Below are 14,510 nucleotides of genomic sequence, written 5' to 3' on the forward strand. Positions count from 1 at the left end.
ACGTTAATTAGAACTAAAAAGTAACATTCACGCCAACAGATAAAGATCTCATGGTAGGATAACCCTGTGGATTAGCCGTTTCAGGATCATAATTCTTCTGTGAAGAATAAAGTAAACACAAATTGTTACCAGTAAAAAATACGCTTGCGCTCTTACAATAAAACTTATTCAAAATACGTTGAGGTATTGAATATGACAGCGTTACATTTTTAAGTCTGAAATACGCCATATTATCATACCAATAAGTACTATTGTTTGTCTGATAAGACCAATATTGATCTGCTCTATGGAAAGGTCTGGCTATAGTTGAATTTGCGTTTTCCGGTGTCCAATAGCCTTTCCCGTACCATAAAGGTATGTTTTGCCCAATACCTCTATTTCCACTAATCGTACTTCTATAATAAGTTCCTTGGCCTTGTCCTAACAAACTAAGTCTCCAATTTTTATATTGAAGGTCCAATTTAACACCATAAAAAATCTCAGGAGCGTCAGATTTATCTAATAAAATACGATCGTCGGCATTAATTTTTCCATCACCACTAACATCTTCAAAAATAACATCACCCGGTCTTGCTCCATCCCAATGCGGATAAGCATCGACTGCAGCCTGATCCTTGAAAATACCTATCGCTTTATAAACAAGTTGAGCCCCATAAGGATGGCCTGTTTGAACTTGCCAAGCAACTGCTCTTTCAGGCTCGTCCATATATTTAACTTTATTACGCGCCCAACTAATATTCCCTGAAAAATCAACAGAAAAATCTCCCCATTTCTTGGTGTAACCAGCTTCAAGTTCTATTCCTTTATTATCAACCTTTCCAACATTTTCGTCAGGGAGAGCAAGACCTGAGAATCCCGGAACAGACGCATTTCTTGTAATTAGAATATCAGAACGTTTGTTGTAGAAAAATTCAAAGTTCATATAAAGCATGTTTTTCCAAAAGCGAGAATCAAAACCTATATTATAAGAAGTTTGCTTTTCCCAAGTAATATTCGGATTAGCAACAACAGACTGATAGATTTTTGTCACAACGTCCTTGCTTTGCCCAAGTGTTATGCCAGATTCAAGAGCATACTTATTAATATATTGGAAAGCATCACCGGGATCCATACCCATCTTACCTATAGTTCCTCTAAGCTTAAAATAATCTATGAATGAAAGATGTTCTTTCCAGAAAGGTTCCTCAGAGGCACGCCAAGCAAGCAATAAAGCAGGGAAGTTTCCCCAACGTCCGGAAGGAGGGAATTTAAGAGAACCATCTCGACGATAAATAAACTCAAGAAGATATCTGTTCTTAAAGTTATAATTCAAACGAGCTATCCACGATTTTCTGGCATAAATACTGACTTTTCCGCTATTAGTTTTATCTTTTGCGCCTCCGGCATCAAGAGCTTGAACGAGGTCTGAAATAAAATACTTACGATAGGCGTCAAAAAAATCATAACTCTCATCATATTGCTCAAAGGAAGCAAAGAGATTAAATGTATGATCTCCGAATGTACGTCCATAACTTGCACTTAGATTGAACATTGTTCTTCGTTCTTTCGTATATGACTCCGTTAGTTCCGGTGAATCAAGGCCACGTTTCATTGGAGTAAGTTCCATACTCGTAATAAAACCATTAGCATCACGCACAGCCTTGTCATAATTAGCAAAATATAAAGTCCATGGCTTCTTAAACAATTTTCCACGCGACTGATCTACGTCAAAATTAAAGAATCCATCCAAAGAAAGCCCTTTAATCATAGGAGGTTTGATAGAGACTTTGACGTTAGCTTCGTGTTTGTACGTATCAGTCTGATCATAGCCGGCAATGAAACTAGCATTTACGGCAGGATTAACTCCTCCTTCGAAATCAGGTCCGGGATCTCCTGTAGGCCAATATGCATTTTGTGTAGGAACCACCATTGTCCCCCAACCAAACAATTGCGCAATAGATGCTGTGGGATATTTCTTTTTTGTAACATATCCCGTATAAGATACAGAAGTCTCTATCCAATCAATAATGGGCACATCTATCTTAAGCCTATAATTATATTGTTTATAGTTTGCGGACTTTTCTTCGTAAATAGCATCATTCTTCTTATAACCAAATGAAGCATAATAACGAACTTTATCTTTAGTTCCACCACTGATAGAAACATTATGACGTTGTTCTGTCGTCCATTTTCTTGTCATTACATCCAGCCAATTCGTATTAGGATGTTCCCATGGATCTATTCCACTTCCGAACAGTTCAATATCACGATCAGAATAAAGACGACTAAGCCCCATATAATCCTGATAATCGCTTACATATTTGGCATATCCTGCGGCATCCAGCATTTTAGGCAAAATGGTCGGAGTATTAAACCCTACTTGATATTGATAATTTAATACAGGTTTTTCACTCTCACCACTTTTTGTTGTAACAAGAATAACACCATTTGCGGCCTGAGAACCATAAATAGCCGCAGAAGCATCCTTTAGAACCGAAATATTTTTAATATCATTAGGGTCTATTTCATAAAGACTCCTTCCGGGGATACCATCCACTACAATCAATGGATCAATATCTTTTTTGTCACCCAAAGTACTACGTCCTCGAATAAGAATCTTTGCTTGATCTTTACCCGGCTCGCCTGATCCCTGGGTAACAAAAGTTCCGGGTAAACGACCGGAAATTGCATTGGTAACATCAAAGCTGGCAGACGATGCTATTTCGTCTCCTTTAATAGCAGAAACTGCTCCTGCCAGATTTTCTTTCTTTTGAACGCCATATCCTACGACAACCACTTCTTCAAGGCTTTTTGAATCTTCTTGTAAAACAATAGAATAACTTGTCTTATCCGTTACCTTAATGGTCTGAGAAAGATAACCTATGTAGGTTATTTCCAATGTGGCATCTTTAGACACATCTAAAACAAACGCACCATCCACATCGGTAATAGTGCCACGCGTCGTTCCTTTCTCCAAAACATTCGCGCCAATTATCGGATCGCCATTACTATCGACAACCTTTCCACTTATTCGAAAAGATTGCTGTTGAGAAGCCTCCGTTTTTGCAATCTCGTTTCTATCTTTAATGTATAAAGAAATGTAATTATTGGAAAAACTATATCCTATATTACTGTTACTCAAAGCACTGGAAAGTACTTCGTTCACCGTTTTGCTGTCGGAAGAGACTTTTACTACTTGTTTGGTATCAATGTCACTCTTACTATAGATAAACAAATAATCTGTCTGCTTTTCTATTTCAGAAATCAACCTGCTTACTGTCAGCGTTTTTGTTTTAAGGTCAACAGGCGCATTTTGAGAATAGATATTTTCTGCATTTAGCTGAAACACAAACAGAAAACAAAAAAATAGTGTTATTTTCATGATGCGCAGTATTTTTTTCATATTTTTGCAAAATAAAAGGTTAATACTAAAGTTGCGATTTTTATATTAGTAAGAACTTTTTGAAGGAGGGTATGCCACTACTCTCCTTTTTGTTTCTATACTAATAGTTTAAACTCTTTTTAAACTGTTCTCATAGGCATTATAAATTTAAGGGTTAATACTATTATTAGTAAATTTCAATTACATATTCTGATACAATTTTATAATTAAACTTGCCGACATCCCTGATAGCATTCATAATCGTCTCAATATCATCACTCTGACGGAACTTTCCTTGATATATCTGATTCAATACTTCAGGGCGGTCAACTTGGAAGCGGACATGATACCAAAGTCCCAAACGGGTTAACAAATTCTTAAATGGGACATCGCTAAAATCATAAATTCCTGTTTCCACTAACTGATATTGTCTATATATTGAACTTACTTTACATAATTTGCCTTCTTTAAGAGCAACTTTCTCATTCGCTTTCATATAAATGCCATTGGCATCATTATCTTTATCGTATACATAGACAGAACCTTGAACCAATTCCGTTTCAAACTCTCCGCTTTGAGGATAGGCAAACACATTAAATTCTGTCCCCAATACCCGGACGTTGTACTTTTCAGTAGCAACAATAAAAGGTTTACTCGGATTCTTCGCAACCTTGAAAAAGCCTTCGCCTTCTAACAGAACTTCTCGCTGTTTACTTTCAAAAGCATTCGGAACACGTAATCTTGAAGAAGGGTTCAGAATAACAGAACTGCCATCGGCAAGCTTAACGGAAACTCTTTGACCTTTAGGAGCTTCAATCCAAGTGTACTCTTTATTATAAGTCTTAACAGTCTGATGCTGTGAAAGAAACCATGAGCCAATAATCAACAAAACGACAGCTGCGTATTTCATAAAGTTGAAGATGAAACGACGTTCTTTATTTTTAGCAGACATACGCTTCAATTCTCTCAAGCGTCTCTCCGACCAAAAACCATCACCTTGATATTTTAACATACTCGAAAGAGCAAGTGTATTTTGCAAATCCGCAAATTCTTTCTTCAATTCAGAGTCAGCATCTATCTGCCGAAAAAGAACTCTTTCCTCTTCTTCGGAAAGAGATCCTTCAAAATATCGATATAATTCTTCTGTCATTCGAGTCTCATCTTTATTTTAAAACGAAAAAATCACCTCATACCACCCCAAACCATCCACGGATTTAAATCTATTTAACAAATAAAAAGAAATAAATAGAGATAATCTTTCAAAACAGACCGCAATTTTCTTAAAGCAACCGACATTTGTCCTTCCACCGTATTGATTGACACATCAAGTTGTTCTGCAATTTCTTTATAGGTTAATCCTTCCATCCTACTCAGCAGAAATATTCTCCGACAGCTTTCTGGAAGTGAAGCTATCGCATCTGTTATTGCTTTTTCAAGTTCATCAAGGGTAAATCCCTGTTCATCGAACATTTCTAAAGAATACAGTTTCAAATCAAGTTCTTTCTGTTCTACATCAGAAAGATGACTTGTTTCCCTCTTTTTTAGTGAGCGCAAAAAATCAATACACCTATTTTTTACCGCGGTAAACAAATAAGCATGTATATGGTTACCATAAGGGATATTGCCATGGGCTTCCCACACTTGAAGAAAAATATCCTGCACTATGTTTTCTGAATCGGATATACTTAACAAATAGGTATTAGCAAATCTGACCAACTTGGGATAATAGATTTTATAAATCTTATCAAAGTCGGCTTCTGTATTCCATAGTTTATCAAAATTCTGACCTTTGCGCATAGTACAAGGGTTATTTTTTACAAATATAATCATTATTAAAGGTATTTATAAATTTAATAAAAAAAATAATTTATAAGTCATTTTTTAAATAAAAATAATGTGAGTCCGATGAAATAATAGATGGTTCACGCAGAAACCTACGAAGATAGAATATGGCCTTATAGCATATTGGGGAGGTGTTTTATCCTTTTTGCTTGATCCATTAAAAAGGTCATAAAGAGATGGGGGAAAAGTTATGCGTATGAACCGGTCAATTCATGCGGATGAACTTGCCAACTCATCCGCATGAACCGGACAACTCATCCGCGTCAGTTGAGCAACTCATCCGCGTCACTTTATTCGTTCGTCTTGATATCTGTTATTCTTTATTCGTCAAGACCGGCAATTTATACTTATTCCAATAAATTTCTTCATTCAAAATTTGTGAGATAAAAAAGTTTGCCTATCTTTGCACCGCAATAAAGCAAATGGTGCCTTAGCTCAGGTGGTAGAGCAATGGACTGAAAATCCATGTGTCCCCGGTTCAACTCCTGGAGGCACCACTTCAAAGGGAGTAACTTCGGTGAGGCTGCTCCTTTTTTTATTTATACGCTTAACAACAATACAATGGAAAAAAGAACATTAAAAGATTGGATTATCGCTACACGCCCGTGGTCATTCCCTGCCTCATTCATACCTGTGCTTGCCATTGGAGCCTATCTTTATTACAGATACGGAACTACTTCCGATGCGTTTCATGGATGGAATTTAATGCTCGCGTTACCCATGATGATGCTTTTCCAAGCCGGCGGGAATCTGCTTAGTGACTATTCTGATTATAAAAAAGGAGTCGACCTTCCCGGCAGTCTCAATGGAGTGCGACACATACAGTCGGGCAAATTTACACCGAAAGAGATCCGTATCTTCGGAATCATATTACTCAGTCTTGCCGTATTCATAGGCATTACACTTCTTTTTATTGCCGGATTCTACCTTATTTGGATTGGTCTGGCCGGAATGATCATGGCCTTTTTCTACGCATATATCAAATATCATGCATTAGGTGATTTAGAAATCCTGCTTTGCTATGCCCTTCTCCCCGCCATAGGAACAAGTTATATTGCATTAGACAAGCTTCATCCTTCAGTGATTTGGATTTGTCTCCCATTCGGTCTGCTCACCGTTGCCATACTGCACGCAAATAACACTCGGGACATACAGAACGACAGTCGGGCAAAAATTACTACTTTACCTATATTAATAGGTGGTCATATTTCGCAATGGATATATTTCTTCGAAGTTATTATACCTTACATATTAATCGTACTGTTCATTATTCTGAAAGAAATTCCATTGTTATCGCTTATCACGTTCCTCACTTTGCCGATGGCTCTGAAGAACTTAAAGCAGATGATGAAAGCGAATCCGAACAACGAGCAGGAGCTTATCGGGCTTGACCAGACAACAGCCCCGCTGCAACTGATATTCGGTATACTTTATACGCTGTCTTTTATCATTATGAGTATAATTTAATATGAAGAAGATTACTCTATCCATCTGCATAGCCACTCTTCTTTGGTTTATCATGTTCTCTCCTTGGACGGCATCGCATGTCAATTTCTGGTATTGCATGACGAGTTCCGGGATAATACTTACCTCATTGGCTCTCATCTGGGGACGCGAACTGATTAAAGACATCTCTGTTGATCTGAAAAACATTGCATTAGGAATAAGTATCGCGATCGTTCTCTGGGGATTATTTTGGATAGGTGATAAAGTATCGCAATGGATGTTCGATTTTGCCCGGCCGGAAGTCAATACGATATATGATATGAAAGGTATGACAAGTCCGTATTTCATAGCTATTACACTGCTTTTCATCATTGGCCCGGCCGAAGAAATATTTTGGAGAGGATTTATTCAAAGGAATCTGATGAAGCAATGGGGGGCGAACACAGGATTCATATTAACAACTTTAGCCTATACACTCATACATATCTGGTCGTTCAACTTTATGTTAGTGATGGCCGCTTTGATTGTCGGCTTCTTGTGGGGACTGCTTTACCGTATCAATCAGAAATGGCTGTTCCCACTCATCCTCTCCCACGCTCTATGGGACTGCGCTGCATTTGTCATCTTCCCATTCTAAATAAAACAAAATCAGTCATTAAAACGCAAAAGGGTTTCTTTTCAAGCCGGTACGATGCTATTCTTCATCTTAAAGAATTCTATTGACCGATTGGAAATAAAAAAGGAAGGATTTGATTCCTTCCCTTTTACTTTTTATGACGATTAGCCCTTCGTCTGCGAATATCCGCTTTAAACTTAGCAGAGTCGGAACCATGAGCTCCGGTAATATACGCTTTCTTCTTGGCTTTAGTCTTAACCTTATTCTTCTCGTTCGGCAAAGCCTCTTTTTTCTTTTTGAAAACTATTCCATGCGTCATGGCATAGTCTATCTCTTCTCCTTGTGCCATTTTATTCCTTATTAATAAGTTTCACTTTCACACTGTTTCCTTGTTTGACGCAAACCAAATCTCCATGATTCAGTGTATTTGTTTTAAAGTTTAATGCTAAATTCGGATTGAACGCTACACCGTCTACCCGAAATTCAAAATGAAGATGCTCTGTAGTAGCACGCCCCGTACGACCTACCAAAGCCAAAGCCTGTCCCGCTTCCACTACGTCCCCCTGTTTGGCAATGTTCTTTGAATTATGACTATAAACACTTTCCAAGCCATTGGGATGACGAACAACAATTACATTCCCATATCCGCCATACACACGAGATAAACGGACAACACCCGAAAACACACAACGAATAGTATCGTTTGCTTTTGTCTTAATATCCGTTCCGCTATGTCGTCTTGCCCCTCCAAAAGGTGAAATAACATGTCCGCCCGGTAAAGGAAAACAGAAATCAGCATCAGAAATCTGATCCAAATGAATAGTAATACTGTTGCTTTTAGCAAATAGCCCAGGTGTCTTTACCCTTATATGCCGTGTCTCAAAATCAGTAAATGATGTTTTCACAGGATGCCCCGCAAAACACACGAAACTAACAAATAACAATATAATAAACAGACGTGTCTTTTTCATGGTCATTCTATTAAAAATCTAATTCCTCTATATCTGTCGCGTCAGCATATTCCTTTAACAGACGGATCATGTCATTAGCAGCCTCCTGTAAGCCCAAGTTTCCACTATATCCATTGATGATAGCCAACAAATGCGTTGTATCCAAATCCATCTTTGTCCGTTCATGGTCGCTGGTCGGAGTTCCTACCCCTCCAAACGAATCGCGATAAACCGGCAAACCTTCTATATTCAGCAAACCGCGACCGATTCCTTCATATAGCTCACCTGCATTTCCTATACCAAGCGTCAAAGTATTCCCCTGAAACTTATCAGCATCGAACCCACCAATAGAATATCCATGACGAATAGAAATGACATTTATTAAATCGACGAGTGTATTTATCTGATAAAGAGGCAATCCCCGAACTATGCGACGGCACAGTCCCTCGTTCGACGGACGATACCGACTCGGATCTTTTCCACAGCGTCGATAGGCATCTCGAGTAGCTTTTATAGGAATAACTTCTTTCAACGAATCGGGTGTATATTTAATCCGATATTCCTTTGTCAATTGCTCTATTTCTTTCCAAAGGTCTGCATTGTAAAGACTGTTCTTCACAGAAGCAGCCACAGCTTTCCCCCGAAAATCGGGATTCTTCTCTCTGAATTCATCGGAAACTTTTATTTTAATGCTCATTCTCATCATCCTCGTCTTCGTATTCATACTCTATATCATCCAAATCATTCAATTCATCCCCTGCGCCAGCTTTCAAGTCATCATCCTGCCCCATAGCTTTCAGCTCGTCGGGTAAAAGTTTACTATCCTTCGGACGATGAACCAATGAATCTGCTTCCTGTTCTTTCAACAGATTGCTTTCCTTGTTCAACTCTGCCCAAAGAATATCTTTCAGTTCCGACAAACCCTTTCCTGTCACAGCAGAGAGAAATACGTGTGGAAGATCTTTCGGAAGAGTCGGTTCTATCAACTTCTTCAATTCCTCGTCAATCAAATCGCACTTAGTTACAGCCAATACACGTTGCTTATCCAACATCTCAGGATTGAACTTTGTCAACTCATTCAACAAAATCTCATATTCCTTACCTATATCATCCGTATCGGCAGGTATCATAAAGAGTAACAATGAATTCCGTTCTATATGACGAAGAAAGCGTAAACCTAATCCTTTACCTTCGCTGGCACCTTCAATAATTCCCGGAATATCAGCCATTACAAAAGAACGTCCATCGTGATAAGGCACAATTCCAAGATTTGGCTCCATGGTAGTAAACGGATAATTGGCAATCTTTGGACGGGCAGAAGTGATGGCCGACAACAAAGTAGATTTTCCTGCGTTAGGGAATCCAACGAGTCCGACATCTGCCAATAACTTCAACTCAAGAATAACGGTCAGCTCCTGCATAGGTTCTCCGGGCTGTGCATAGCGTGGAGCCTGATTTGTAGACGTACGGAAATGCCAGTTGCCCAAACCTCCGCGTCCGCCTTTCAACAAAACAAATTCCTGCTTATCTTTTATGATATCACAGATATATTCTCCGGTTTCTGCATTATATACGACAGTTCCACATGGTACATCAATGTACTTGTCGTCACCGTCTTTTCCAAAACATTTATTTCTTCCGCCATTACCCCCATGACGAGCAAAAGCATGACGCTCATATTTAAGATGAAGAAGCGTCCAATAATTTCTGTTACCCCGTAAGATGACATGTCCACCTCTTCCTCCATCGCCACCATCAGGACCACCATTCGGAATGTATTTCGCCCGATGCAGATGCATAGAGCCACGGCCCCCCTTCCCCGAGCGGCAGTAAATCTTTACGTAATCAACAAAGTTTGATTCAGCCATATCTCTAAAAAATCAAAATGTGAGGCTACACTTCCGCATAACCTCACACAAATATAAACAAAACTATTTATCCAAAGCATCAACAGCTTTGCAAATATCTCCGAAGATTCTCTCCATAGAACCTACTCCATCAATATGCTGATATTTGCCTTCTTTCTTATACCAGTCGATAACCGGAGCTGTCTGAGAATGATATACAACCAGACGATTCTTAATGGTCTCCTCGTTATCGTCCGCACGACCGGTTTCTTTTCCACGATTGATTAAGCGAACCATCAGCTCGTTCTCAGGAACTTCAAGACCTAACATCACAGAAACTTCCTGTCCACGCTCAGCCAACATCTTCTTCAAAGCCTCAGCTTGAGCAGTAGTACGTGGAAAACCATCAAAGATAACACCTTTACCTTCTTTGAAACTATCTAATTTAGAAGCCAACATATTAATAATCAAATCATCAGGTAGAAGCTTTCCATTATCCATATAATCTTTTGCAATCTTACCCAACTCTGTTCCGTTCTTCAACTCAGCACGCAACACATCGCCGGTAGAAACGTGATTAATACCGTATTTCTTTACGATAAATTCGCTCTGTGTCCCTTTTCCTGAACCCGGAGCACCAAAAATTACAATGTTCAACATATTTATTCTTCTTTATATAATTAATCTACAATAGTATAAATATCGCGATAATTACGACCAAGCTCTTCATAATCAAGACCGTAACCCACAATAAACTCATTAGGAATGCGTATTGCCACATACTTTATATCCAATGAAACTTCTAACTTATCCGGTTTCAATAGCAACGTACAGATATTTATTTCCTTCGGATTCTTTGCTTTTAATGTCTCCACCAAACTCTTCATAGTAAAGCCGGTATCAATTATATCCTCCACAATGACTACCGTACGGTTGGTAATGTCCGTATTCAACCCTACCAGTTCTTTCATTTTCCCCGTAGAACTGATTCCGGAATAAGAAGAATACTTTACGAACGAAATCTCAGCCGGTATGGTCAGATTACGCATCAAATCGGACGCGAAGATAAACGAACCATTAAGAACACTCAGAAACAGCGGATCTTTACCAGCCATATCACGGCTAATCTCTGTCGCCACACGTTTCACTTCCTTCAAAATGGTTTCTTCTTTAATAAAAGGTGTAAAACGTTTATCTTTTATTTGTATGGTTTCCATCACCCTATCTCAATTATAATTGACGCAAAAATACAACTTTTTCTCTCAATATAGAAGTTTTCTTTCTCTCTTCTTTTATAATTATGTTATCTTTGCCTAAGGAAATAGCTGAGAGTAGCTATTAAAATTGTGTAATCATGAAAATATTAAGTAGTATCCAACTTAAAGAATTAGATAAATTTACCATCGACAACGAGCCGATTGCCTCGATTGACCTGATGGAACGTGCGGCTGTAGCACTGACTAATGCGATTATCCACCGTTGGGATACATCTTTTTTCATCAAAGTATTTGCAGGACCCGGAAATAACGGAGGTGACGCGCTGGCCGTAGCAAGAATATTATCTCAACACGGTTACGGAGTAGAAGTTTTTCTTTTTAATATCTCCGGAAAACTCAGTGAGGAATGCCGGACAAACCTTACCCGACTAAAAGATTGCGGTTCCATTTACTTTACTGAGATTACCACTCAATTCACTCCTTCGAAGCTGACGGAAAAAGATTTAGTTGTTGACGGACTTTTCGGTAGCGGCCTGAATCGCCCATTAAACGGTGGCTTTGCTGCTGTAGTTAAATACATCAACTCCTCACCTGCTCCGGTTGTTTCCATTGATATCCCTTCAGGATTGATGGGAGAAGATAACACCATAAATGTCCGGACAAACATTATACGGGCAACGGTTACCCTGAGTATCCAATTTCCGAAACTCTCGTTCTTTTTCCCTGAGAACGAAGATATTGTTGGAGAGGTAGAACTGCTGGACATCGGGCTGTGTTCGGAATACATCGAACATGCCGATACTCCTTATCATATTACGGAAGAACAGGAAATCAAACAAATAATCAAACCTCGAAAAAAGTTTGCGCATAAAGGAACATTCGGCCACGGACTGCTCATTTCCGGAATGTACGGTATGGCCGGAGCATCTATCTTGTCGAGCAAAGCTTGTCTCAAATCGGGTATCGGATTACTCACCGTTCATGTACCCATTCGTAATAATGATTTACTACAACTTGCTGTTCCGGAAGCCATTGTTCACACTGACATGCATGAACTTTACTTCGCCATAGCCGAAAACGCGGATGATTATCAAGCTATTGCAATAGGACCGGGCATCGGACAGGAAGAAGATTCTGCCTTTGCCCTGAAAGATCAGGTGGAAAAAACAAACAGACCAATGATATTCGACGCGGATGCGCTGAATATTCTAAGTTCACACCGCAATTGGTTAACCATGCTGCCAAAACATTCTATTCTAACCCCTCATCTTGGTGAGCTCGACCGGCTGATAGGCAAATGTACCGATACCTTCGAACGCATGAAAAAAACGAAAGAACTGGCTTTTTCATTGCAGAGTTATATCATCATGAAAGGACATTATACAATGGTCATTACTCCTGACGGGCATTTCTATCTTAATCCGACAGGCAATCCGGGTATGGCAACCGCGGGAAGCGGCGATGTACTAACCGGCATTTTGCTGGCCTTGCTCGCCCAAGGATATAACTCTGAAGATACCTGCCGGTTAGGTGTTTACGCGCATGGATTAGCCGGTGATATAGCTGCGGAACAGAAAGGTGAAATAGGCATGACTTCGACAGATATCATTGAAGCTTTACCTTATGCTTGGAAGAAATTGGTCGGAAACAAGAGCTAATTGCAAAAGAATTACTAACTTTGTTCATCGTATTCATAATAAATTATATATGAAGAAATTATTATTAGCCATAGGATGCTTGTTTACTTTAGGTGTTAACGCTCAGGACTATAGCGCATACGCTCCAAGCAACTTGGGTGAGGGAATAGTTTACTACTTACCAAAGACAGTTATTGACATCGAGGTTGTCGCCACTAAGATACACTATACTCCCGGTGACCTTTGTCTGTACGCCGGTCGTTACCTCAGAATGAATAATGTATCGGACACACCTGAAACTCATTGGGAGATTAAAGCAGTGAATGTTACGTCAAAAGGTATTCCCGACACGGAAAATGCATATCAAGTAAAAGTGAAGGACAAAGATTTATCATCTAATGTTCAACTGACAAGAGAAGGGCTGATTGAAGCTATCAATACCACAGCTCCGGAGACGGTTAAACAGCCGATAACTGAAAACAAATCGGCTGATATGAAACTGGATCCAAACAAATACCTTACAGAAGATATTCTGAACGCAACTTCCACTGCAAAAGAAGCCGATTTGGTAGCCAAAGAAATCTATAACATCCGCGACAGTAAGAAAACGTTGGTGAGTGGTCAGGCTGATAATATGCCGAAGGACGGTACTTCGTTGAAGTTGATGCTTGAGAATTTAGAAGAACAAGAACAGGCTCTGACTCAGCTCTTTGCCGGTGTAACTACGAAAGAAGAACAAATATTTCACTTCTTGATTGCTCCGGAAGATAAAATGGTTGACAAGATTGCATTCCGTTTTTCAAATAAGTTGGGTGTACTGGACGCCAACAATTTGGCAGGTACTCCGGTTTATATCTCAATTAACAGTACAGAACCGATTCCTGAACTCGATCCGAAGACGGCAGAAAAGAAAAAGAAAATCAATGGAATTATCTATAACATCCCCGGCAAGGCGAATGTAAAGATCAACACCACCGAGAAGACATGGTTCAATGGCGAACTCCTTGTTACTCAATTCGGTTCAACAGAAGTTTTAGTTAATGACTTGTTTAAGAGTAAAGTTAATACGAAAGTTATATTTAACCCTGAAACCGGCTCTATTATAAAAATCGACAAAGATATTTGATCATCAATAATCATAAAACAGGAGGATGGAAGCGTTAAGTTCCATCCTCTTGTTGTTTTATCAAAAGAATGACATAACTGATCCGTATCATCCGCCAAAGTGATACGGATCAGTTGCTCAACTCATGCGTATCATTCACTGAAAAGATACGCATGAACTTACTCGATGATACGCATCACTTTAATGAATGACTTTACCTGATTTTACTAGACACTTTTTTGCTACATTAGCTGAACCGGTAGACACTTTTTTCCTTGCCATACTGATTCCCTATACACCATCGAGCAACCCGTGCTGTTTTGATAGACAGTGCAAGAAAACCGGACATGCAGAGTCCAGGGTTTGCTCGTTTGCTAAAACCGGATACCCCTCAATGGGGCATTCCGGTTTTTGACCGTCAAGGGCACCGGTTTACACCTTCCTCCGGACTTGCCGTTTGCCCCGGTAAAGTTACGATGTTTTTCCCAT

At 39.3% G+C, this 14,510-nt stretch carries 13 protein-coding genes and 1 tRNA gene; 5 read left to right on the forward strand and 9 right to left on the reverse strand.

Going from position 1 to position 14,510, the window contains the following annotated elements; genetic code table 11:
- Positions 1-13: 13 nt before the first annotated feature.
- From LO761_RS03210 to LO761_RS03220, 3 genes are all read right to left on the reverse strand, one after another.
- Positions 14-3,361 carry a TonB-dependent receptor gene (locus tag LO761_RS03210; protein WP_272816879.1) on the reverse strand — a complete coding sequence of 1,116 codons (3,348 nt, stop codon included), beginning with the start codon at positions 3,359-3,361 and terminating at the stop codon, positions 14-16.
- Between the two features lie 187 nt (positions 3,362-3,548).
- The gene (locus tag LO761_RS03215) at positions 3,549-4,511 is read right to left on the reverse strand and encodes a FecR family protein (protein ID WP_272816880.1); all 963 of its coding nucleotides are present in this window, start codon (positions 4,509-4,511) and stop codon (positions 3,549-3,551) included.
- A 74-nt stretch (positions 4,512-4,585) separates the two neighbouring features.
- Positions 4,586-5,158, reverse strand: a complete 573-nt coding sequence (locus tag LO761_RS03220) for an RNA polymerase sigma-70 factor (protein ID WP_272816898.1) — start codon at positions 5,156-5,158, stop codon at positions 4,586-4,588.
- Between the two features lie 469 nt (positions 5,159-5,627).
- Here LO761_RS03220 and LO761_RS03225 point away from each other — a divergent pair.
- The 3 genes from LO761_RS03225 to LO761_RS03235 all read left to right on the forward strand — a co-directional run bounded on the left by LO761_RS03225 (position 5,628) and on the right by LO761_RS03235 (position 7,286).
- Positions 5,628-5,700 (forward strand) — tRNA-Phe (locus LO761_RS03225).
- Between the two features lie 64 nt (positions 5,701-5,764).
- Positions 5,765-6,670, forward strand: a complete 906-nt coding sequence (gene menA / locus LO761_RS03230; RefSeq protein ID WP_272816881.1) for a 1,4-dihydroxy-2-naphthoate octaprenyltransferase — start codon at positions 5,765-5,767, stop codon at positions 6,668-6,670.
- Position 6,671: 1 nt separating this feature from the next.
- Complete coding sequence (locus tag LO761_RS03235; RefSeq protein WP_272816882.1) at positions 6,672-7,286, forward strand: CPBP family intramembrane glutamic endopeptidase; 615 nt, start codon at positions 6,672-6,674, stop codon at positions 7,284-7,286.
- Between the two features lie 127 nt (positions 7,287-7,413).
- Here LO761_RS03235 and LO761_RS03240 read toward each other — a convergent pair whose 3' ends face one another.
- The 6 genes from LO761_RS03240 to hpt form a co-directional block, all read right to left on the reverse strand.
- Positions 7,414-7,614, reverse strand: coding sequence for a hypothetical protein (locus LO761_RS03240; RefSeq protein WP_272816883.1), 201 nt, complete (start codon positions 7,612-7,614; stop codon positions 7,414-7,416).
- Position 7,615: 1 nt separating this feature from the next.
- Entirely contained in the window at positions 7,616-8,236 is a 621-nt protein-coding gene (locus LO761_RS03245; protein WP_272816884.1) for a M23 family metallopeptidase, read from the reverse strand.
- 10 nt (positions 8,237-8,246) lie between these two features.
- The gene (locus LO761_RS03250) at positions 8,247-8,906 is read right to left on the reverse strand and encodes a B3/B4 domain-containing protein (protein WP_272816899.1); all 660 of its coding nucleotides are present in this window, start codon (positions 8,904-8,906) and stop codon (positions 8,247-8,249) included.
- Positions 8,902-10,083, reverse strand: coding sequence for a GTPase ObgE (gene obgE, locus LO761_RS03255; protein ID WP_272816885.1), 1,182 nt, complete (start codon positions 10,081-10,083; stop codon positions 8,902-8,904). Before obgE ends, LO761_RS03250 begins: the two co-directional genes overlap by 5 nt.
- Positions 10,084-10,146: 63 nt before the next feature.
- The gene (locus tag LO761_RS03260) at positions 10,147-10,722 is read right to left on the reverse strand and encodes an adenylate kinase (RefSeq protein WP_272816886.1); all 576 of its coding nucleotides are present in this window, start codon (positions 10,720-10,722) and stop codon (positions 10,147-10,149) included.
- A gap of 20 nt (positions 10,723-10,742) precedes the next feature.
- On the reverse strand, positions 10,743-11,279 hold the full coding sequence (gene hpt, locus LO761_RS03265; protein WP_272816887.1) for a hypoxanthine phosphoribosyltransferase: 537 nt from the start codon (positions 11,277-11,279) through the stop codon (positions 10,743-10,745).
- Between the two features lie 137 nt (positions 11,280-11,416).
- Between hpt and LO761_RS03270 the strand changes: the two genes are divergently transcribed.
- Positions 11,417-12,937: an NAD(P)H-hydrate dehydratase gene (locus LO761_RS03270; RefSeq protein WP_272816888.1), complete on the forward strand. Its 1,521-nt coding sequence runs from the start codon at positions 11,417-11,419 to the stop codon at positions 12,935-12,937.
- A gap of 49 nt (positions 12,938-12,986) precedes the next feature.
- A complete protein-coding gene (locus tag LO761_RS03275) occupies positions 12,987-14,042 on the forward strand; it encodes a DUF4831 family protein (RefSeq protein ID WP_272816889.1) in 1,056 nt (351 codons plus the stop codon).
- The last annotated feature ends 468 nt before the right edge of the window (positions 14,043-14,510 follow it).

The organism is Phocaeicola oris (genome assembly GCF_021295095.1).
GTDB lineage: Bacteria > Bacteroidota > Bacteroidia > Bacteroidales > Bacteroidaceae > Phocaeicola > Phocaeicola oris.

Coding starts and splice junctions, on each gene's coding strand:
- LO761_RS03210 (WP_272816879.1), bottom strand. CDS start 3,361: ATGAAAATAACACTATTTTTTTGTTTTCTGTTTGTGTTTCAGCTAAAT.
- LO761_RS03215 (WP_272816880.1), bottom strand. CDS start 4,511: ATGACAGAAGAATTATATCGATATTTTGAAGGATCTCTTTCCGAAGAA.
- LO761_RS03220 (WP_272816898.1), bottom strand. CDS start 5,158: ATGCGCAAAGGTCAGAATTTTGATAAACTATGGAATACAGAAGCCGAC.
- menA (WP_272816881.1), top strand. CDS start 5,765: ATGGAAAAAAGAACATTAAAAGATTGGATTATCGCTACACGCCCGTGG.
- LO761_RS03235 (WP_272816882.1), top strand. CDS start 6,672: ATGAAGAAGATTACTCTATCCATCTGCATAGCCACTCTTCTTTGGTTT.
- LO761_RS03240 (WP_272816883.1), bottom strand. CDS start 7,614: ATGGCACAAGGAGAAGAGATAGACTATGCCATGACGCATGGAATAGTT.
- LO761_RS03245 (WP_272816884.1), bottom strand. CDS start 8,236: ATGAAAAAGACACGTCTGTTTATTATATTGTTATTTGTTAGTTTCGTG.
- obgE (WP_272816885.1), bottom strand. CDS start 10,083: ATGGCTGAATCAAACTTTGTTGATTACGTAAAGATTTACTGCCGCTCG.
- LO761_RS03260 (WP_272816886.1), bottom strand. CDS start 10,722: ATGTTGAACATTGTAATTTTTGGTGCTCCGGGTTCAGGAAAAGGGACA.
- hpt (WP_272816887.1), bottom strand. CDS start 11,279: ATGGAAACCATACAAATAAAAGATAAACGTTTTACACCTTTTATTAAA.
- LO761_RS03270 (WP_272816888.1), top strand. CDS start 11,417: ATGAAAATATTAAGTAGTATCCAACTTAAAGAATTAGATAAATTTACC.
- LO761_RS03275 (WP_272816889.1), top strand. CDS start 12,987: ATGAAGAAATTATTATTAGCCATAGGATGCTTGTTTACTTTAGGTGTT.